Annotated in this window: 17 protein-coding genes and 1 riboswitch; of the genes, 3 read left to right on the top strand and 14 right to left on the bottom strand. The window is 68.8% G+C overall.

From position 1 onward, the window contains the following. Positions 1-46: 46 nt before the first annotated feature. Positions 47-502 (top strand): DUF350 domain-containing protein, encoded by a 456-nt coding sequence (locus AB0L97_RS10225; protein WP_355069843.1) that lies wholly within the window; start codon positions 47-49, stop codon positions 500-502. Between the two features lie 79 nt (positions 503-581). Here AB0L97_RS10225 and AB0L97_RS10230 read toward each other — a convergent pair whose 3' ends face one another. From AB0L97_RS10230 to AB0L97_RS10280, 11 genes are all read right to left on the bottom strand, one after another. Next, positions 582-770, bottom strand: a complete 189-nt coding sequence (locus AB0L97_RS10230) for a hypothetical protein (RefSeq protein WP_039799555.1) — start codon at positions 768-770, stop codon at positions 582-584. A 96-nt stretch (positions 771-866) separates the two neighbouring features. After that, positions 867-2,978 carry a glycogen debranching N-terminal domain-containing protein gene (locus AB0L97_RS10235; RefSeq protein ID WP_355070982.1) on the bottom strand — a complete coding sequence of 704 codons (2,112 nt, stop codon included), beginning with the start codon at positions 2,976-2,978 and terminating at the stop codon, positions 867-869. 14 nt (positions 2,979-2,992) lie between these two features. Then, positions 2,993-4,186, bottom strand: coding sequence for a glycosyltransferase family 4 protein (locus AB0L97_RS10240; protein WP_355070981.1), 1,194 nt, complete (start codon positions 4,184-4,186; stop codon positions 2,993-2,995). Between the two features lie 358 nt (positions 4,187-4,544). After that, a complete protein-coding gene (locus AB0L97_RS10245; protein ID WP_364427283.1) occupies positions 4,545-6,071 on the bottom strand; it encodes a substrate-binding domain-containing protein in 1,527 nt (508 codons plus the stop codon). A gap of 103 nt (positions 6,072-6,174) precedes the next feature. Then, complete coding sequence (locus AB0L97_RS10250) at positions 6,175-7,212, bottom strand: PHP domain-containing protein (protein WP_355070980.1); 1,038 nt, start codon at positions 7,210-7,212, stop codon at positions 6,175-6,177. A gap of 28 nt (positions 7,213-7,240) precedes the next feature. Beyond that, positions 7,241-7,822 (bottom strand): dihydrofolate reductase family protein, encoded by a 582-nt coding sequence (locus tag AB0L97_RS10255; RefSeq protein WP_355069839.1) that lies wholly within the window; start codon positions 7,820-7,822, stop codon positions 7,241-7,243. Between the two features lie 64 nt (positions 7,823-7,886). Beyond that, entirely contained in the window at positions 7,887-8,747 is an 861-nt protein-coding gene (gene mutM, locus AB0L97_RS10260) for a bifunctional DNA-formamidopyrimidine glycosylase/DNA-(apurinic or apyrimidinic site) lyase (protein WP_355069838.1), read from the bottom strand. 1 nt (position 8,748) lies between these two features. After that, positions 8,749-9,462, bottom strand: a complete 714-nt coding sequence (gene rnc / locus AB0L97_RS10265) for a ribonuclease III (protein WP_355069836.1) — start codon at positions 9,460-9,462, stop codon at positions 8,749-8,751. A 22-nt stretch (positions 9,463-9,484) separates the two neighbouring features. Next, positions 9,485-9,667, bottom strand: a complete 183-nt coding sequence (gene rpmF / locus AB0L97_RS10270) for a 50S ribosomal protein L32 (protein ID WP_014987105.1) — start codon at positions 9,665-9,667, stop codon at positions 9,485-9,487. 53 nt (positions 9,668-9,720) lie between these two features. After that, a complete protein-coding gene (locus AB0L97_RS10275; protein ID WP_355070978.1) occupies positions 9,721-10,350 on the bottom strand; it encodes a DUF177 domain-containing protein in 630 nt (209 codons plus the stop codon). Positions 10,351-10,447: 97 nt separating this feature from the next. Continuing rightward, the gene (locus AB0L97_RS10280; RefSeq protein ID WP_356962422.1) at positions 10,448-11,194 is read right to left on the bottom strand and encodes a DivIVA domain-containing protein; all 747 of its coding nucleotides are present in this window, start codon (positions 11,192-11,194) and stop codon (positions 10,448-10,450) included. Positions 11,195-11,575: 381 nt separating this feature from the next. Here AB0L97_RS10280 and AB0L97_RS10285 point away from each other — a divergent pair, with 381 nt between their 5' ends. Beyond that, on the top strand, positions 11,576-12,094 hold the full coding sequence (locus tag AB0L97_RS10285) for a GtrA family protein (protein ID WP_355069834.1): 519 nt from the start codon (positions 11,576-11,578) through the stop codon (positions 12,092-12,094). A gap of 308 nt (positions 12,095-12,402) precedes the next feature. On the opposite strand, the gene coaD is transcribed toward AB0L97_RS10285, so the two are convergent. From coaD to AB0L97_RS10300, 3 genes are read right to left on the bottom strand one after another with little or no spacing between them, the layout of a single operon-like run. Next, the gene (coaD, locus tag AB0L97_RS10290) at positions 12,403-12,888 is read right to left on the bottom strand and encodes a pantetheine-phosphate adenylyltransferase (protein WP_356961254.1); all 486 of its coding nucleotides are present in this window, start codon (positions 12,886-12,888) and stop codon (positions 12,403-12,405) included. 53 nt (positions 12,889-12,941) lie between these two features. Next, positions 12,942-13,505 carry a 16S rRNA (guanine(966)-N(2))-methyltransferase RsmD gene (rsmD, locus tag AB0L97_RS10295; RefSeq protein WP_355069831.1) on the bottom strand — a complete coding sequence of 188 codons (564 nt, stop codon included), beginning with the start codon at positions 13,503-13,505 and terminating at the stop codon, positions 12,942-12,944. Beyond that, complete coding sequence (locus AB0L97_RS10300) at positions 13,502-16,906, bottom strand: pyruvate carboxylase (protein ID WP_364427292.1); 3,405 nt, start codon at positions 16,904-16,906, stop codon at positions 13,502-13,504. Before AB0L97_RS10300 ends, rsmD begins: the two co-directional genes overlap by 4 nt. Before the next feature lie 558 nt (positions 16,907-17,464). Next, positions 17,465-17,652: riboswitch (cobalamin riboswitch) on the top strand. A gap of 167 nt (positions 17,653-17,819) precedes the next feature. On the opposite strand from AB0L97_RS10300, the gene metE reads away from it, so the two are divergent. Continuing rightward, positions 17,820-20,087: a 5-methyltetrahydropteroyltriglutamate--homocysteine S-methyltransferase gene (gene metE, locus AB0L97_RS10305; protein ID WP_364427295.1), complete on the top strand. Its 2,268-nt coding sequence runs from the start codon at positions 17,820-17,822 to the stop codon at positions 20,085-20,087. Positions 20,088-20,368: the final 281 nt, after the last annotated feature.

The raw sequence follows: 20,368 nt of genomic DNA on the forward strand, positions 1-20,368 counted from the left end.
ACGAACCCATCTCGGCCGCATGCCGATCCATCTCGGAAGGATCAAGATGACCGCAGTCGCCCTGGAATCGGGGTACTGGAACTCGCTCGGCGAGGGCGTGGGCGCGATCGTCCTCTATGCCCTCGTCGGCTTGGTGCTCATGCTCGTCGGCTTCTACGCCATCGACCTGACCACGCCGGGCAAGCTGCGCAAGCTGGTGGTGGCGGGCAAGCCGAACGCCGTCATCGTCACCGCGGCGGGCATGATCAGCATGGCGTTCATCGTCGTGCTCGCCATCTTCGCCGTGGGCGGCGGCGGCAAGCTCTCCGAGGGCCTGATCGCCGCCCTGGTGTTCGGCTTGGTCGGCATTGTCGCGCAGGTCATCTCGGTGCGCGTCATCGAACGGGCGCTCGGCATCGACATCGGCGCCGCGCTGCACGCCGACACCTACACCACCGAGGTGCTCGTGGTGGCGGCCGCGCATTTCGCGCTCGGGCTCGTGGTCGCCTTCGCGATCCTGTAGGCGTCGTCACGGCGGTGCGTGGTGTCGGCAGGACGCTCGGTGCCCTGCCGACACCGCGTTCCGGAGTGCGGCCGATGGTTCAGTGCTCGTCGCCGTGGGCGAGACAGTACGCCGCCGCCGCGAGATATTGGCGGCACTCCGGGCCGTGACCGGCGTGCACGCTGCGAATGAACAATGCGCGATCCATGTCGAGATCCGTCGACGGCTCCGCGGAACAGTCCCGGTACCGGGTCCGCCACAGATCCTGTATGTCCAGCGATGTCTGCATCGTGCACCTCCCGTGCTGCGTATCAGTGCGAGAAGGCTTGCAATGTCCTTATATCCGGGGGCATACCCGCTCCCGACCCGCGGCAATCGGTGCGGGTCATCGGGTCACCAACCGCCAGTCGTCGGGCAAGCGCGCCGCGGTGATCTGCGCGCCTTCTGCCTCGAGGTCGACGGTGGTCGCACCGAGCCGCAGCGCGCGCAGCGACACCTTGCCCCACCGCGCGGGCAGCTGCGGTCGAACGGTGAGCGTCCTGGTCGGCGCGTCGGGATCGAGCCCGAGGAACGCGCGCACCAGCAACAGCGGCGCCGCGCTGGCCCACGCCTGTGGCGAGCAGGACGTCGGATACGGCACGGGCGTGGCGAATCGAGACCGAGGGAAGCCGCAGAACAGCTCCGGCAGGCGTCCGTCGAACACCGCGGCCGCGTCCAACAAGCCGGTGGCCAGCCGAGTGGCCAGCTCCACCGCGCCGGGAACGTGCCGGTAGCGCAGCAGCCCCGCCACCGCGATCGCCGTATCGTGCGGCCAGACCGAGCCGCAGTGATAGCTCATCGGATTGTAGGCGCCCATGTTCGACGCCAGCGTGCGCAACCCGAAGCCGGAATCCATCTCCGGGGCCGCCATCCGCGACACCAGCTCCGCCGCGTGCTCGTCGGTGGCGATGCCCGACCAGAGGCAGTGCGCTACATTGCTGGTCAGCGCGTCGACCTGGCGCTTGCCGCCGTCCAGCGCCACGGCATACCAGCCGCGATCGGGCAGCCAGAACTGTTCGGCGAACTTGACGCGCAACTCCGCGGCGCGTTCGCGTAGCTGGCCGGCCAGCCGCAAGTCGTCGAAAGCCTCCGCCAGTTCGGCCCTGGCCAGCAGCGCGGCGTGCACGTACCCTTGCACCTCGCACAGGGCGATGGGCGCTTCGGCGATATGGCCGGTGGCGTCGTTGATTCCGTCGAAGCTGTCCTTCCAGCCCTGGTTGACCAGGCCGCGATCGGTGGCGCGGCGGTACTCGACGAAGCCGTCGCCGTCCCGGTCGCCGTAGTCGGTGATCCAGTGCAGCGCGGCGTCGGCGGCGGGCAGCAGGTGCCGGATCGCCTCCGGGTCGGCGCCCCAGCGATGACATTCGGCCAGCAGCATCACGAACAGCGGTGTGGCGTCGGCAGTTCCGTAGTAGATGTGGCCGCCGAACACCTGTCCGCCCGCGGGGCCGCGGCGCATCTCGTGCATGATGCGGCCGGGTTCCTCCTCGGTGAGCGGATTCACGTCCTGCCCTTGCAGCTCCGCCAACTGTTGCAGCGTGCCCAGCGCGAGATCGATCTCCAGCGGCAGCGCCATCCACGCGGTGAGCAGGCTGTCGCGGCCGAACAGGGTCATGAACCACGGTGCGCCCGCGGCGACGAAAGGCCGCGCGTCGCCGGATTCGTCGTGCATCTGCAAGGCGCCCAAGTCGCTCTCGGTGCGGCGCAGCACCCGGGTGAGCGCCGGATCGGAGGCGGCGATGTCGGTGGCGGTGTCGCGCCACGCCTCGATCTTGCGGCCCGGCGCGCTGACGTTGTAGTGCTCGCCCGGCGAGATCGCCTGGAAACGCTGGTTGCCCACGGTCGGCTGGGCGATGATCTCGGCCTGCCAGCATTCGCCGACCGGCACGATCACCCGCCACAGCAGCGAACCGGGCATCACCTCGGGCTCCACGGTCGCCGAGATCGAGATGCCCCGGCTGCGGTCGGCGTGATCGTGCAGCACCAGTTCCCCGTCGGCGACCGTCACGTCCGCCCGCCCGTGTCCTGCGCGTCCTTCCTTCACCGCGAACAGGTCGACGAAGTCGGCGTCCACATGCAGTTCCAGCAGCACCGCGGTGGGCTCGCGGCCCATGTTCTCCAACGTGATCAGCTCGTGCATGCCGTCGGCCACGATCCGTTCGCGCACCACCAGCAACGTGCTGTCGGCCAGGCCCGCCTGCGGGGGCCTGCGCAACACGAACCTGGCGGCGAACGCCTCCGGACTGAGCACCGAAAGCGACTCGGCGGGTTTGCCGTTCACCAGCAACTCCCAGCGCGACAGCACGCGGGCGTCCCGGAAGAACAAGCCGTGCGGCTTACCCGGTTCGACGTCGCCGAGCCGATTGGACAGGCAGAAGGTGCCGCCTTCCACCAGGGTCACCGAGCCGCACCCCCCGAACCCGGTGGACTCACCGGAGTTCAGGGGGGCGGGGCTCACCGGTACGGAATCGGTCACGCCAAGCCGCTCGCCGCGATCCGGATCGGCGAGGCGGGCGCCGGGTCGTCGAGTGGCGTGGTCACGGCCGCCGCGGTGTCGAGCGGCACCGCTCCGGACCGCTTCTTGGAGCGCAGGACCCGGCGATACACCTGCTCGTACCCGAAACCGAGCGTGTCGGAGCCGAACTTGGCCTGCACGTGCGCCCGGCAGGCGTACGGATCCAGCGCCCTGACCTCTTCGATGGCCGCGGGCAATTCGGCGGGATCCTCACAGATCCGGCCGGTTACGCCGTCGACGATCACCTCGGACACCGCCCCGCCGCGCAGCGCGACCACCGGCGTGCCACAGACCATGGATTCGATCATCACCATGCCGAACGGTTCCTCCCAGCGGATCGGGAACAACAGGCAACGCGCGTTCGCAAGCAGCTTACGCTTGGCCGTCGCGTCGGCGAGACCGAACACGTGATCGTTTTCCGTCAGCAGCGGTCGCACCTTCTCCTCGAAATAGGCCTGCTCGGGACGCTCGCTGCACTTGCCGGCCAGCACCAGCGGGATACCCGCGGCATGCGCGGCTTCCAGCGCCAAGTGCGGGGCCTTGCACTCGTTGAACCGCCCGAGGAACAGCGCGTAGTCGTCCTTCTCGACGCGGAACGGCCAATCGTCGACGTGCAGTGCGTTGTGCACCCGTCCGGACCAGTTGAGACCCTGCGCGAGCTCGCGCTGGCGGTCGCTGATCGCCACCAAGGCGACCTCGTCGCCCAGATCCTGGTAGTAGCGGTAGATATCGTCCTCCACCGGCCCGTGGACGGTCAGCACCGTCGGAAGGCCCATGTTCTGGAAGACGGTCGCGTTCAGCGGCCCCGCGAACGTGTGGTCGTGCACCAGGTCCACACCGGAAGTGGCCGCGAGGTTCTCGATCGCGCGGCGCACCCGCAACGCGTGCACGACCTCGGGAAACGGCTCTCCGAGGCGTTCGGGCAGCGCCCGGTCCCACACCGGCACGAACTTGGCCTTCGTCCCCGGCTCCCCCGCGCCCAACAGCGTGACGTCGTGGCCGCGAGCCACCAGCGCGTCGACCAGATCGGCCACCACGGCCTCGACGCCGCCGTATGCCTTGGGCGGGACGTCGAAGTACGGTGGCACGACCATCGCGATGCGAAACGGGCCGCTGGAACGATCTGTCGACAAGTAGTCGGACGACGGCATCTCCAGATCGGACGACGCCTGCGCGGAAATCGGCACGGAAAGCGCGCTCATGACCCTCCTTCCAGGGACAACCAAGTAGCACTCGCATTCACCCAGCACTCGGAGTACCGGGCGCCGAACTGAACTAAGTGGCCCCCGCGGCGGAGGTGAAGACCTAGCTGCACCGCCGTCCATGGGGCTTGGTTGGCCTGGTCACGCGGTCGGCATGATCAGGGGGGCCGAGTGGGAGGTACCTCAGGGGGTGCCGTTCAAACCAAACAGTTCGGGAAAAATCCCCTCCCGCAGCGTTCGTTCGGCTACCGATGGGTAGTCCGGTGGCCCCGCGTTGTCCGCCGGACCATGGGAACGACGTCCGGGGTCACTGATCCGGCAGGCAGCGACCGGGATCGGGCAGGTCGGCACACGGCGCGTTGCCGTGCGCGCGCAGCACCTCTTTGCCGGTCTGATCGGTCAGGAAGTGCAGGAAGCTCGCGGCGAGCGACCCACCGGGCAACTCGCCGTTGCTGTAGGCGTACTCGACGCCCCACAAGGGATAGGCGCGCCGCACGGCGGCGTCCCGGCTCGCGCCGATGCCCTCGATCGCGATGGTCGGCAGTCCGGCTCCGACGGCCTCGGAGAATTCCGAATAGCCGATGGCCCCTGGTATTTCGGCCACCGCTTTGCGCATGTCGGCGGTGACCTGCACCTCGCACTGCGCGGGCGCGGTGACGACCGTGCCCTTCAACGCCGTGCAGCTCACGTGCGGGCGCTCCGGCTGCGTGCCGCCGAGCAGCCTGCGTTCGAAGATGGTGCGCGTGCCCGAGCCGGGTATGCGGTTGACCAGCACCACCGGCAAGTCCGGACCGCCCACCTCGCGCCAGTTGCCGATCCTGCCCCGGAACAGATCCTGGATCTGGGCGGCGGTGAGGTCGCGGACGCCGACGCCGGGATGCGCGATCATGGTGAACAGCGACAACGCCAACGGCCGGTGCACCAGTGTCGGATAGCCGCCGCCCTTCGCACCGTCGGTGACGGCGAGCAACCCGGGATTGCCCGCGCCTTCTTCGGCGAGCCGGTCCAGTCCGCGCTCGGATCCTTCGAAGCCGTAGGTGAAATCGGCGCCGACGCAACTCTTCCGATACTGCTCGGCGGCGTCTTCGATCACCTGGGCGAACGCCGAAGACCCGATCACGGTCAGTTTGCCGGAGGCGCACTCCAGCGGCGTCGGCGACGGCTCCAGTGCGGACACCACCAACTGGACGACGATCACCAGCACCAAGAAGACCGTGAGCGCGACCATCATCAGGGAAACGCCGGTGCGGCTGCGGGTCTCGGTGATCCGCCCGCCTTTGATGCCGCCGCGCAACGCCGGCGGCGGGTATTCGCCCACGCCCTCCGAACGCTGCAGGATCGCCAGAATCTTGTAGTGATCGCCGGGGGCGAGCGGCACCTTCGGCAGGTCGATCACGCCGATGTGCCCGCCGGTGTCCTCGCGCACCGCGATGCCGGAATCGGCGTCGAGGTTGTCGGCCAACGCGGGATCGCTGAGTTCGTTCACCGCCATGCCGATCACGCGGCGCTGCGGAAAACGCAGATGCAGGCCGATCCGCGCGGCTTCCGGCGCTTTGTAGTCGTGGCTGTCGATGGTCGTGATGCCGCTGTTCTCGACGCGCACCAGAACGACCGAGATGTCCTTCAGGTCCGGACTGGCGCCGTCGAGTGAGGGGCGCAGTTGCGGGAGCACACCGGGAAACACCGATTCGATCTCACCGGTGACCGGCGTATCCATCTGCACCCGATAGCCCAAGCGCCTGCGGCCGGCGAAGACGAACTCCCACAGGAACGCGCCGATGGGCACCGCGATACCGATGAGCGCGAGTACGATTTCGAGCGGAAAGTCGCCCACCAGTTGATCCCACCCCTAGCGATTCGTGTGACCCTTATTCTGTTCCGCAATAGCCTTCGGACACAGGCGAAGTCGTATTGTTCGGTACAAGTTAACCCGGCGGTCACGCTTGCGCGCGAGTCCACGCCAGCAGATCCGCCAGCGGCCAGGTATTGATCACACGTTCCGCCGCGACGCCGTTCGCGAGCGCGCGCTCGCAACCGTACCCCTGCCAGTCGAGCTGGCCGGGTGCGTGCGCGTCGGTGTCGATCGAGAAGTGACAACCCATCTCAGCGGCCAGGCGCAGCAATCGCGAAGGCGGATCCAGTCGTTCGGGCCTGCTGTTGATCTCCACGGCGGTGCCGTAGGTGCGGCACGCCTCGAACACCACTTCGGCGTCGAACGTCGACTCCGGCCTGGTGCCGCGTCCCCCCGTGACCAGGCGGCCGGTGCAGTGACCGAGCACGTCGACGTTGGGATCGGCGACCGCGTACGCCATGCGCTTGGTCATGGTCGCGCTGTCGTCACGCAGACGCGAGTGCACGCTGGCCACGACCACATCCAACCGGGCGAGCAGATCCGCCTGCTGATCGAGGGTGCCGTCGTCGAGGATGTCCACCTCGATGCCGGTGAGGATGCGGAACGGCGCCATCCGGTCGTTGAGCTCGGCCACCACGTCCAGCTGCCTGCGCAACCGGTCGGCGGACAGGCCGTTGGCCACGGTCAGGCGCGGGGAATGGTCGGTCAGGGCGCAGTATTCGTGCCCGAGCGCCGCCGCGACTCGCATCATCTCCTCGATCGGGCTGCCGCCGTCGGACCAGTTCGAGTGGGTGTGCAGATCGCCGCGCAGCAGCTCGCGCAACGGCTTGCCCGGCGCCCCGATCGGCTGCGCGGCCGCCCGCAACTCGCTGAGGTACCGCGGCACCACGCCCGCGTACGCCTGCTCGATGACGGCGGCGGTCTTGGGCCCGATGCCGGCCAGCTCGGTCCAAGTGCCTGCCGCCCGGCGCGCCTCGCGCTCGTCGGCGGACAACTCCGCGACGACGTCGGCGGCGCGCCGGTAGGCCTTCACCCGGTGGGTCTCCGCCCGGGAGCGCTCCAGCCAGAAGCCGATCTCCCGCAGCGCCGCCTCCGGACCGGGCGCCGCGGCGGCGTCCGGCATCCCGCTCGATTCCTGACCGGGCACCGGGTCAGTGCACCCGGCTGTATTTGACGAAGGCCACCCCGTCCTCGAACACCGTGCTGGTGATCACCCGGAACTTGGCCGGTTCCGGCAGCCGCGACCCGGCGCCGAACAGCGCACGGCCGCTGCCGAGCACGATCGGGTAGAGCTTGAGGAAGATCTGGTCGATCTCCGGCAGCAGCGCCTGCGCCAGTTCCCCGCCGCCGCACAACCAGATACCCAGCCCGCTCTCCCGCTTGAGTGCGCGAACCTTCTCGATCGGGTTCTCCGAGATCAGCTCCACGGCCGCGTCGGGACTCTCGGGCAGGGTGGTCGAGACCACGAATTGCCGCAGATGCGCGTAGGGAGTGGAGGTGCCGGTGCGGACGCCGAAGTCATGCGTCTTGCGTCCCATCAGCACCGTGTCGAAGTAGCGATTGCGCTCCTCCAACCCGATCGCCTCGCGCACCTTGGTCGGCAGCGTCTCGGGATACTGCGCGTTGATCGAGGGACCGTGGTCGCCGCCGACCGGGAAGAAGTCGACCGAGCCGTCCTCGGTGGCGATGAAACCGTCGATCGTCGACGCGACGTAATAGGTGAGCTTGCGCATGCTTCCCTTCCTCACGGTCGGCTGACATTCCGAACCGCCCTGAGGAAACGGTAGCTCGCCCGCGCTAACGACGACGAGGCTTCGGCTGGCAGCGCGGGCAGGAGTAGGACGAGCGGTTCATGAACCGCTCGCGGATGATCGGCGCACCACACCGGCGACACGGCTCGTGCTCCCGACCGTATACGGCCAGGGAGCGTTCGAAGTAGCCCGACTGGCCGTTGACGTTCACATAGAGCGCGTCGAACGACGTACCGCCCGCGGCGAGCGCTTCGCTCATCACAATGCCGACTTCGGCGAGCAACCCGCGCACCGCGGGTCTGGACAGCCCGGAGGCGGTCCGTCCCCCGTGGATCTCGGCCCGCCACAGCGCCTCGTCGGCGTAGATGTTGCCGATGCCGGAGACCACGCCTTGGTCGAGCAGCACGCGTTTGATCTCACTCTGCTTGCCCCGGATGACGGCGACCACGGATTCGACGTCGAAACGCGGATCCAGCGGATCGCGAGCGATGTGCGCGACCGGCTCGGGCACCAGGGTGCCGTCCACCTCGACCAGCGGCGCGAGCGCCCAGCCGCCGAAGGTGCGCTGGTCGACGAAGCGCAGCTGGGTGCCGTCGCCGAAGGTGGCGCGGATGTGGGCGTGCTTCTCCAGCGGCGCTTCCGCGGGCTGGACCAGCATCTGACCGCTCATGCCGAGATGCACGACGAGCGCCGCCTCCGGATCGTCGAAGGTGAGCCAGAGGAATTTGCCGCGCCGCTCGGCCGACTCGACCTTCAGGCCGGTCAGCCGTGCGGCGAGATCGGCGGCGCCTTCGAGATGGCGGCGCACCGAGCGGGGATGGGTGATCGCCACCGATTCGATCATCCGGCCGACCACGTGCTCGGCGAGCCCGCGCCGCACGACCTCGACCTCGGGAAGTTCGGGCACGTCAGGTTTCGGCGGTCAGCGCCTCGTAGGCGGCCCCCGCGGCCTTCTGCTCGGCTTCCTTCTTCGACCGTCCGACGCCCTGCCCGTAGGCCCGGCCGCCGATCACCGTGGTGGCGGTGAATTCCTTGTCGTGGTCCGGCCCGGTCGAGGTGATCTCGTAGCTGGGCACGCCGAGACCACGCTCGGCGGTGAGTTCCTGCAGGCTCGTCTTCCAGTCCAGGCCCGCGCCCATCCGCGGTCCGCGCTCGAGCAGCTCGGCGAACAGCCGCAGCACCACGGCGCGAGCCACCTCGATGCCGTGCTCCAGATGCACGGCGCCGAGCAACGACTCCATACCGTCGGCGAGGATGCTCTCCTTGTCCCGGCCGCCGGTGAGCTCCTCGCCCTTGCCGAGCAGCAGGTGGGCACCGAGCCCGCCCTCGCCGAGCCCGCGGGCGACCTCCGCCAGCGCGCGCATGTTCACCACGCTCGCGCGCAGTTTGGCCAGCTCACCCTCGGACTTCGAGGGATGCTCGTGATACAGCCGTTCGGTGATGCTCAGCCCGAGCACGGAGTCGCCGAGGAACTCGAGACGCTCGTTCGTCGGCAGACCGCCGTTCTCGTACGCGTACGACCGATGAGTCAGTGCGAGACGCAGCAGATCCGGCTGCACGTCGACGCCCAACGCGGCGAGCAGGCTCGCGTGTTCACCGGACGAGTCGGGTTCGTCGGTCACGTCGCTACGACAGATCGGACGATCAGACCGCCGCCGTGACCTGGCGGCCCTTGTAGGTACCGCAGGACGGGCAGGCGATGTGCGGCAGGGTCTTCTCGCCGCAGGCGCGGTTCGGGCAGGTGATCAGGGTCGGCGCGGTGGCCTTCCACTGGCTGCGCCGCGACCTGGTGTTGGAACGGGACATCCGGCGCTTGGGAACGGCCACGACTACTTCTCCTCTGTCTTAATTGCTCTGCCGGTTCGGCTGATCGGTCTTGCTCAGTGGTCTCGGTCGGCCGCACCCTCGTCGGGGCTGCCGCTGCCGGGCGATTCGGAGGCGAATCTGGCCAGTCCGGCCCAGCGAGGGTCAAGTATCTCATGCCGGTGGTCGGATCCCGCAATCGCCATCCGTACGCCGCATTCCGGGCACAGTCCCGCGCAATCCGGGGTGCACAGCGGTTGCAGCGGCAACTCCAGCCCGACGGCGTCGATCACCACCGGTTCCAGATCGATGAGGTCGTCGTCCATGCGATAGATCTCGTCGTCCTCGGTGGTCTGCTCGGTGGTGCTGTCCGGATAGGCGAACAGCTCGGTCAGCCGCAGGGTGACCGAGTCGGTGAACGGCTCCAGGCAGCGCGAGCACTCACCTTCTATCGGCGCCTCGACCGTCCCGGTGACCAGCACTCCCTCGGACACCGCCTGCAACTGCAGATCCAATTCCACCTGCGCACCCACCGGAACGCCGATCAGATCCAGACCGATCCGCTCCTCGGTGGTGACGGTACGGCGCAGCTCGCGCATGGTCCCCGGCCTGCGGCCGAGGCTGCGGGTGTCCAGCACGAAAGCGGCGTCCGGCGACCGGCGCTTGGCCGATCGGGGACGCGACGCGGAACCGGAACCGGCGGACATCACGGACTCACTCACGATCGAGGGGATACGGGCAACCACTCAACAATACGCGATCACGCGGTTCACGCCCAAACGCGGCCCATCGCGCTCGGGGCCGCTACCTGCGGAATTCCGTGGCGTAGTCGGGTGCGCCCGCCCCACTGCGCAGTTGATGGCGCCCCCGCCCGACCGTGCGCAGCGTGCTGGTCAGCGTCTCCTCGAAATCGGCGAGCCGGGAGTCGACGTAGTGGTCGCACTCCTCGCGCAGGCGATCCGCCTCGGCATGCGCGGCGTCGATCACCCTGGCCGATTCGGCGTGCGCGGCCCGCACCACCTCGGTCTGCGTGACCAGCCGCTCCTGCTCGGCGAGCCCGTCGGCGACGGAGCGGTCGTAGGCGGCCTTGCCCGCATCGATCATCCGCTCCGACTCGGCCCGCGCCCGGCCGGTCACCGCCTCGTATTCGGCGTTGCCGTCGGCCACCACCCGATCGGCCGCCTCCTGAGCGGAGGCCACCAGGTGATCGGCGTGCGCGCTCGCCTCGGCGACCATCCGATCGGCATGCGCCTTGGCGTCGGCGAGGATGCGGTCGGCTTCCTCGCGCGCCGCGCCGATGGTGCGCTCGGCCTGCTCGTTCGCCCCGGTCACGGCGGTCTCGGCCGCGGTCCTGGCATCGGAGACGATCTTGTCGCGATGGTCGAGCACGTCCTGTGCGTCGTCGAGTTCGCCGGGCAGCGCGTCGCGGACGTCGTCGAGTAATTCCAGCACGTCGCCGCGCGGCACGATGCAACTGCGGGTCGGGGGGATGCCGCGCGCCTCTTCGACGATGGCGACCAGTTCATCGAGCGCTTCGAAAACGCGATACATGCTCACTACCCTCCTGCGGACTCACGGCGAAATCTCCGCCGACGCCCAGTGTGCCCCTCGTCACGGCTCGTGCCGAGTCCCTTTCCGGTGTGTCGTGCCAGTGTCTCGCACGCCACAAAATCAAGTGGAGACCTCCTCTCCGCTTCGTGTTACATTTTCTTGGAAGGTCGACCAAGATCTTCAGCACCTACCGCGTTCCCTGGATCGCGGACAAGGAAGCCGGAGGTAAGGACAACCCGCCGTCGAATGTTGACAGGCGCCGACACGTCAGCGATTGCCGAATATGCGCTACGAACGGAACCTGCCAAGAGTCGACGGGGGAAGCATGCGAGCACTCTCGCCGTTGTCCCTGCCGAGGGCTTGTGTTCGATCGGAAAGACGATGACCTTACTGGAACTGCCGCGACCCGGAGGAGTGAGCGCCACCAGCTTCTTCGTGCCGTGGGCCGGCCCCTATCCGGCACTGCCGAGGACCTCGGTGGCGACCGGGCTCGGCCGGCTCGCCCGGTACCTGCGCGGCGATCGAGCCTTCGCTCAGCTGATCCGATTCGCGCTGGTCGGCGGCTCCAGCAATATCGCGTACGTCCTGTTGTTCTTCGCCATGCACGGCGTCGGACCGCTGATCGCCAACGTCGTGGGCTCGATCGTCAGCACCGTGATCGCCAACGAGCTGCACCGTCAGCTCACCTTCCACGCCGCGGAACGGGTCGGCTGGTTCACCGCGCAATGGGAAGGCGGCGGGCTCGCGTTGGTCGGACTCGGCGTCACCACCGCGGGGCTGGCCGCCCTGGGTCTGTGGGCTCCCGGCCTCGGGGACACCGCCCAGGCCGTCGCGATCCTGGCGATCACCGCTGTGGTCGGCGGCATGCGCTTCCTGGCCCTACGTGGTCTGGTGTTCTAGGCTGCCCGCCCGCCTCGCTGCCCGCCTCTCCGAGTATTCAGGCCGTACCAGTAAGTGGGACGTGAGTTGCGTTCAGGTCTTGCGTTGGGTGTCGGTGGGGTTTGGGCGTTCCCCGGGAGTTACCCAAATTCTCGCGTGATCAGTGGTTGCTTTGGCGAACCCGACAGGGTGGTGAACCACCCGGTCGGGTCGGCAGGTGTGAAGGCTCCGTGGCTTTTCCGTAGAGGGTCCGTTGTTCGCCACCGCGTCAGCGTTCTGGCCGGTTTGCGATGAAGGCGAGATCACCTGCGGATTCGCGGCCTGGTTGGTCAGTTCTTGCGTTCGGCCAGGCGGTCGAGGAGGCGCTTGTGCACCGAGGGGGGCAGCATGTCGGCGACGTCGCCGCCGTAGGCGGCGACCTCCTTGACCAGTGAGCTGGACAGGAAGCTGAACGACGGGTTGGTGGCTATGAAGAAGGTGTCCACGCCGGAGAGCTTCTTGTTCATCTGCGCCATCTGCAGTTCATAGCCGAAGTCGCCCGCGTCGCGCAGACCCTTCACGATGGCGGTGATGCCCTGCTCGCGGGCGAAGTCCACCAGCAGCCCCTGCCACGACTCCACCCGGACGTTGCCCAGGTGCGCGGTCGACTCGCGCAGCATCTCGATGCGCTCGTCGACGGTGAACATGCCCTGCTTCTTCGGGTTGATCATGACGGTGATGACGACCTCGTCGAACTGGGCCGCCGCCCGGGTGAAAACGTCGAGGTGTCCGTAGGTCACGGGGTCGAACGACCCGGGGCACAGTGCTCCTGCCATGAGGCGACGCTAGCAGGACGCACGCGGCCGGGCACGGGTGGCCGCACGCGCGCCTATTCGTCCGGATCGAACTCCGCCAGCTCGATGCGGGTTTCGCCGTACCGGCGCGACTTGGCCGGGACGAAGCCTGCGGGCCAGGCGGTTTCGGGGGAACGCGCCGAACGCTCCAGCACGACCACCGCCCCTGGGCGCAGCCAACCGCGCTCGGCCAGCGCGCTCAGGTCGGCCAGCACCGCGGCGTTGTCCACCGCGTACGGCGGGTCCGAGAAGACCACGTCGAAGCCGCCCGCCTCGCCCAGTTGCAGCACACTGGCCACCGTCGCGACCCGCAATTCGGCGCCGGGCAGCCCGAGGTCGGCGATATTGCCGCGAACAACGGCCGCCGCCTTCCGGTCGGATTCGACGAGCAAAGCGTGCTCGGCGCCACGCGACAGCGCCTCCAGCCCGAGTGCGCCGGAACCCGCGTACAAGTCGAGGACGCGCGCGCCCGCGAAGTCCAACCGGGCGTCCAACGCGCTGAACAGCGCCTCCCGGACGCGATCGGAGGTCGGGCGGGTGCCGGACGGCGGCACCCGGAGGCGCCGTCCGCCCGCCGCGCCCGCGACGATCCTCGTCATCCGGCGGACGACTCCCGCACCGCCAGTTCGATGAGCAGGTCACCGCCCTCGACCTGCTGCACGGAGCCGATGGCGACGCGGCCGACGATGCCCGCGCGTGGCGCGGTGATCGCGGCTTCCATCTTCATGGCCTCGATGGTGCCGATGGTGTCGCCCGCCGCGACCGAATCGCCTTCGGAGACCGCGAGAGTGACGACACCGGCGAACGGCGCCGCGATGTGGCCTGGGTTGGCCTTGTCGGCTTTCTCCGCCGCGGGGATCTCGCTGGCGATCGATCGGTCACGCACCGAGACCGGCCGCAGCTGCCCGTTCAAGATGCACATCACCGTGCGCATACCGCGCTCGTCGGGCTCGGAGATCGCTTCCAGGCCGATGAGCAAGGTGACTCCCTTCTCCAACTGCACCCGGTGTTCCTCGCCGCGGCGCAGCCCGTAGAAGAACTGGTTGGCCGACAACCCGGAGGTATCGCCGTACTTCTCCCGGTGGGCGAGGAATTCGGCGGTGGGGCCGGGGAACAGCAACCGGTTCAACGTCGCCCGGCGCTCCTCGGAGCTGCCGGACAGGCCCTTCTCGTCCGCGGGCGTCAACGGTGTCTCGGGCTTGGCCGCGCCGCGCCCGGCCAGAGCCTTGGTGCGGAACGGTTCGGGCCAGCCGCCGGCGGGTGTGCCGAGTTCACCGCGCAGGAAACCGATCACCGAATCCGGGATGTCGTAGCGACCCGGGTCGGAGGCGAAATCCTCGACCTCGACACCGGTGCCGACCAACGCCAGCGCCAGGTCACCGACGACCTTCGAGGACGGGGTGACCTTCACCAAGCGGCCGAGCAGCCGGTCGGCGGCGGCGTACTTCGCCTCCACCTCCTCGAACCTGTCACCCAACCCGAGCGCGATGGCCTGCTGACGCAGGTTCGACAACTGCCCGCCGGGGATCTCGTGGGTGTAGACGCGACCGGTGGGTGCGGGCAGCCCGGACTCGAACGGGGCGTACACCTTCCGCAGCGCCTCCCAGTACGGTTCCAGGTCGCACACGTTCTGCAGGTTCAACCCGGTGTCGTACTCGCTGTGCGCCGCCGCGGCGACGATCGCCGAGAGCGCGGGCTGGCTGGTGGTGCCCGCCATCGCGGCGCTCGCCCCGTCCACGGCGTCGGCGCCGGCCTGCCACGCGGCCAGATAAGTGGCCAGCTGCCCGCCCGGGGTGTCGTGGGTGTGCACGTGCACCGGCAGATCGAAATTGCTGCGCAACGCGGTGACCAGTGTGGTCGCGGCCGGGGCGCGCAGCAGACCCGCCATGTCCTTGATCGCGAGCACGTGCGCGCCCGCGTCGACGATCTGCTCGGCCAGCTTCAGGTAGTAGTCCAGGGTGTAGAGCGACTCTTCCGGATTCGACAGATCCCCGGTGTAGCTGATCGCGACCTCCGCGATCGCGGTACCGGTCTCGCGGACCGCATCGATGGCCGGGCGCATCTGGTCGACATTGTTGAGCGCGTCGAAGATACGGAAGATGTCGATACCCGTGGCGGTCGCCTCCGAGACGAACGCGCGGGTCACCGCCTCCGGATACGGGGTGTAGCCGACGGTGTTACGGCCGCGCAGCAGCATCTGCAGGCAGATGTTCGGGATCGCCTCGCGCAACGCCGCCAGCCGCTCCCACGGGTCCTCGTACAGGAACCGCAGCCCCACGTCGTAGGTCGCTCCGCCCCACGCCTCGATCGACAGCAACTCCGGAGTCAATCGCGCCACATGCCCCGCCACGCCCAGCAGACCGTTGGTGCGCACCCGGGTGGCCAGCAGCGATTGGTGTGCGTCGCGGAAGGTGGTGTCGGTGACGCCGACCGCCTTCTGCTCACGCAACGCCCGCGCGAAACCCTCCGGACCCAGCCGCAGCAGCCGCTGCCGCGAGCCGTCCGGCGGCGGCACGCTCAGATCGATCGCGGGCAACTTGTCGTGCGGGTACACCGTGGTCGGCCGATCGCCGTGCGGCTTGTTCACCGTGACGTCGGCCAGGTAGTCGAGGATCTTGGTGCCGCGGTCCGCGGACCGGCGCAGGGTCAGCAGCTGCGGACGCTCGTCGATGAACGAGGTGGTGACCCGGCCCGCCTTGAAGTCCGGATCGTCCAGCACCGCCAGCAGGAAGGGAATGTTCGTGGCGACGCCGCGAATCCGGAACTCGGCCAGCGCCCGGCTCGCCCGCGCCACCGCCGTATCGAAGTCACGGCCCCGGCAGGTGAGCTTGACCAGCATGGAGTCGAAGTAGGCGCCGATCTCGGCGCCCAGGTTCGCGCCGCCATCCAGGCGGATGCCCGCGCCGCCGGGTGTGCGGTAGGCGGTGATCCGGCCGGTGTCGGGACGGAATCCGTTGGCCGGGTCCTCGGTGGTGATCCGGCATTGCAAAGCCGCGCCCCGGATGGTCACGGCGTCCTGGCTGAGACCCAATTGCTCGAGCGTCTCCCCCGCCGCGATGCGCAGCTGCGACTGCACCAGGTCCACGTCGGTGATCTCCTCGGTCACCGTGTGCTCCACCTGGATGCGCGGGTTCATCTCGATGAAGACGTGGTTGCCGCGCTCGTCGAGCAGGAACTCCACGGTGCCCGCGCACGAGTAGCCGATCTGCCGGGCGAAGGCGACCGCGTCGGCGCAGATCCGTTCCCGCAGTGCGGGGTCCAGATTGGGTGCCGGTGCCAGCTCGATCACCTTCTGGTGGCGGCGCTGCACCGAGCAGTCCCGCTCGAACAGGTGCATCACGTGCCCGTGCTGATCAGCCAGGATCTGCACCTCGATGTGGCGGGGGTTCACCACCGCCTGTTCCAGGAACACCGTCGGGTCGCCGAACGCCGACTCCGCCTCCCTGGAGGCCGCCTCGATCGACTCGCGCAGCTGTTCGGGCGCGGCGACCCGGCGCATCCCGCGCCCTCCGCCGCCGGCCACCGCCTTCACGAAGATGGGGTATTCCAGCCCCCGTGCCGCGGCCAGCAGCTCCTCCACGTCCGACGACGGTGCGCTCGAACGCAACACCGGCAGCCCGGCAGCCTTGGCCGCCGCGATCGCCCGCGCCTTGTTACCCGCCAGTTCGAGCACCTCGGCCGACGGTCCGATGAAGGTGATGCCCTCGCGGGCGCATGCCGCCGCCAGATCCGGGTTCTCCGACAAGAACCCGTACCCCGGGTAGATCGCGTCCGCGCCCGCCGACTTGGCCGCCTCGATGATCGCCTCGATCGACAGGTAGGCCCGCACCGGATGGCCGGGCTCGCCGATCTGGTACGACTCCGCCGCCTTCAGCCGATGGACCGAATTGCGGTCCTCGTAGGGAAACACGGCGACCGTCCCGATGCCGAGTTCGTAGGCCGCACGGAAGGCGCGGATGGCGATCTCGCCACGGTTGGCAACCAAGACTTTCGAGAACATTGACCCAAGGTACCCGGCCGCGTGAACCGCACCGACACGGAATCCCCCTTCGCAAACCTTTTCACAAGACCGACTAGCACGGTTGCGAAGTTGCGTTCACAGCGCCGACACATGAGCGGTGCGGCAGCAACCGGTGTGCTGTCCCGAGGCCGGGTTCGGTTCGGGTCCGGCGGCGGAGGCCGCCGAGCAGCCGTCCCGGTGGTCGATCCCGGCATCGAGCCGCGCTCCCCTGGCACGAGTTCGCGCCCTCGGACCAGGCGAACCACGCATGCGACGAGTTCGGAAAGGTGAATCCCGGGTGACCCGGCGGTCTGGTAGCCGGTCGAGAGCAGATCCGGGACCGCATGGGCGGCCCGGCCGATAGCCGGAACGGAAGCAGGTGCGGAATCGGTTCGCGATGAGCGGTGCGGGCAAATGCCGGTGTGATCCCTCGCGGTGTGCTCGCTCGGCCGCGTCCTATGCTGAGTGGGCAGCTGGTTCACCGCAGCACGACGAGATGGAGCCCCGACGTCGCGCCACGGAGTCGAGCCCGCCCGTACGGCGACGTCACGGCGGGTGAGAGGGAACCCGGTGGGAATCCGGGACTGTCCCGCAGCGGTATGCAGGAACGACCGCCGTCACCAGGCACTGAGTTCAGCGATCCGGAAGGTTCGGCGACTTGGGAAGCGACGGCCAGTAGGTCGGCCATCGGGAGCACTCCGGCGTATGCCGGCCCGCACGGCCGGTGCCCGCGAGTCCGAAGACCTGCCAGCCGTGCCGGGTACGCCGTACCCGGCGGCCACCGCCTCGTGGATTGGGCGTGCGGATCACCAGCTGACGTGTCGGGCTCCGCCGGGAACATCACCGGCATGTCACCGGGTTCTCCGCCTGCCCGTATGGCGATGGCTTTCGTCCTCAGCAATGGAGAAACATCGTGACTGTTGCACAGCAAAAGCCGTTTACCGCGACGGTTCTCGGGCTTCCACGAGTGGGGCCGCGGCGCGAACTGAAGCGGGCCACCGAAGCCTATTGGGCGGGCAAGATCGACGCCGACCAGTTGCACGCCGTGGCGCGCGACCTCCGGCACGCCCAATTCGCCGAATTACGGGCCGCGGGCCTGGACTCCGTTCCGATCGGCACGTTCTCCTACTACGACCAGATGCTCGACACCGCCGAGTTGCTGGGCGCGCTGCCGCCCCGGGTCGCCGGGATCGCGGACCCGCTGGAACGGTATTTCGCCGCCGCGCGCGGCACCGACACGGTCGAGCCCTTGGAGATGACCAAGTGGTTCGACACCAACTACCACTACCTGGTGCCGGAAATCGAGCCGGAGACCGCCTTCTCGCTGCACCCGGAGAAGCTGCTCGCGGAACTGCGGGAAGCGCTGGAGCTGGGGGTGCCCGCGCGGCCGGTGGTGATCGGGCCGATCACCTTCCTCAAACTGGCGAAGGCGACCGGCGGCTCGGCGCTCGCCCGGCTGATCGAGCTGCTGCCGCTGTATCGGGAACTGCTGCGCAGGCTCGCCGTCGCCGGTGCCGGATGGGTGCAGATCGACGAGCCGGTGCTGGTCACTGACCTCACGGCGGAGGAAATCGATTTGGTGCAGGTCACCTACGAGGAACTCGCCGACGCCGCCGAGCGCCCGGCGATCCTCGTCGCGACCTACTTCGGGCGACCGGATGCGGCGCTGACGGCGCTGGCGAGCACCGGAATAGAGGGGGCCTCCCTCGATTTCACGGTCGGCGCCGACGTCGCCGCGGTGGCCGCCGTGCCCGCGCTGACCGGCAAACTGCTCGTCGCGGGGATCGTCGACGGCCGCAATGTGTGGCGCACCGATCTGGACCGCGCCATGGCCACCCTCGGCGCGTTGCTGGGATCCGCTGCGCACGTGGCGGTTTCGAGTTCCTGCTCGCTGCTGCACGTGCCGTACACGCTGGCCGCGGAAACCGGGTTGGACGAGCGGCTGCGGTCCTGGCTGGCGTTCGGTGCGGAGAAGGTGGCCGAAGTGCGCCTGCTCGCCACCGGGCTGAGCCAGGGCACGGAGGCGATCGCCGCCGAGTTGGCCGAGGTGCGGGCGGCGCTGGCGTCGCGGTGGTCGGATCCGCGGCTGAACGATCCGCGCGTGCGAGCCGCGCTCGCCGCGCTCGGGCCCGACGCCGACCGCCGCGCGCCCGCCGAACAACGCCGGGAACTGCAACGGGATCGTCTGCGGCTGCCCGCGCTGCCGACCACGACGATCGGTTCCTACCCGCAGACCTCGGCCATCCGGCTGGCGCGCGCCGCGCTGCGCAAGGGCGAGATCGATCGGGCGGAGTATGTACGCCGGATGCGGGCCGAGATCGCGGATATTATCGCGCTCCAGGAGGAGTTGGGGTTGGACGTGCTGGTGCACGGCGAGCCGGAACGCAACGACATGGTGCAGTACTTCGCCGAGCAACTCGACGGGTTCGCGGCGACCGAGCAAGGTTGGGTGCAGTCCTATGGGACGCGCTGCGTGCGGCCGCCGATCCTGTTCGGGGATGTCGCGCGGCGGGAGCCGATGACCGTCGAGTGGATCGGCTACGCGCAGTCGCTCACCGACAAGCCGGTGAAGGGCATGCTGACCGGCCCGGTGACCATTCTGGCGTGGTCGTTCGTCCGCGACGACCAGCCGTTGGGCGAGTCCGCCCGACAGGTGGCGCTGGCGATCCGGGAGGAGACCGTGGATCTGGAGTCGGCGGGCATCCGGATCATCCAGGTCGACGAGCCCGCCTTGCGGGAACTGCTTCCGCTGCGCGCGGCCGATCAGCCCGGGTATCTGGAATGGTCGGTGCGGTCGTTCCGGCTCGCGACCTCCGGGGTGTCCGACGCGACGCAGATCCACACGCATCTGTGCTACTCGGAGTTCGGCGAGGTGATCGACGCGATCGCCGGACTGGACGCCGATGTCACGTCCATAGAGGCGGCGCGCTCACGCATGGAGGTGCTCGACGACCTCAACGCGGCGGGATTCGACCTCGGCGTCGGCCCCGGCGTGTACGACATCCACTCTCCACGGGTGCCCAGCGTTGACGAGATCACCACATCGCTGCGCGCGGCATTGAAAGCCGTTCCGGCCGAGCGTCTTTGGGTGAATCCCGACTGCGGATTGAAGACCAGGGGACGCACCGAGGTGGAAGCCTCGCTCCGCAACATGGTCGCGGCAGCGGCGGCCGTGCGGTAACCCACCCGCAGATCGCCGATCCGGCGCCCCCTTTACCTGCCGAAGGGGGCACCGGATCAACTACGGCCTCAGCCGGATTCGGGTTCCGGCCGAGGCGGCTGCCGCCGCCGTAGGGTGTACCGGTCACACGGTTCTTCCCGCCGCGTGACCGGCAACTCCCGCGCCCGCGTCCGCATCCCTCGTCGCCACGCCGTATGACACCCGGAACAACGCTCCATCGGCTACCCCTCCTCACTAGTCGACTACGACACCGTCTTTCCCCTCTTGCTTACTTTCGACGC

Origin of the sequence: Nocardia sp. NPDC051911 (genome assembly GCF_040681035.1) — a bacterium.
Lineage (GTDB): Bacteria > Actinomycetota > Actinomycetes > Mycobacteriales > Mycobacteriaceae > Nocardia > Nocardia sichangensis.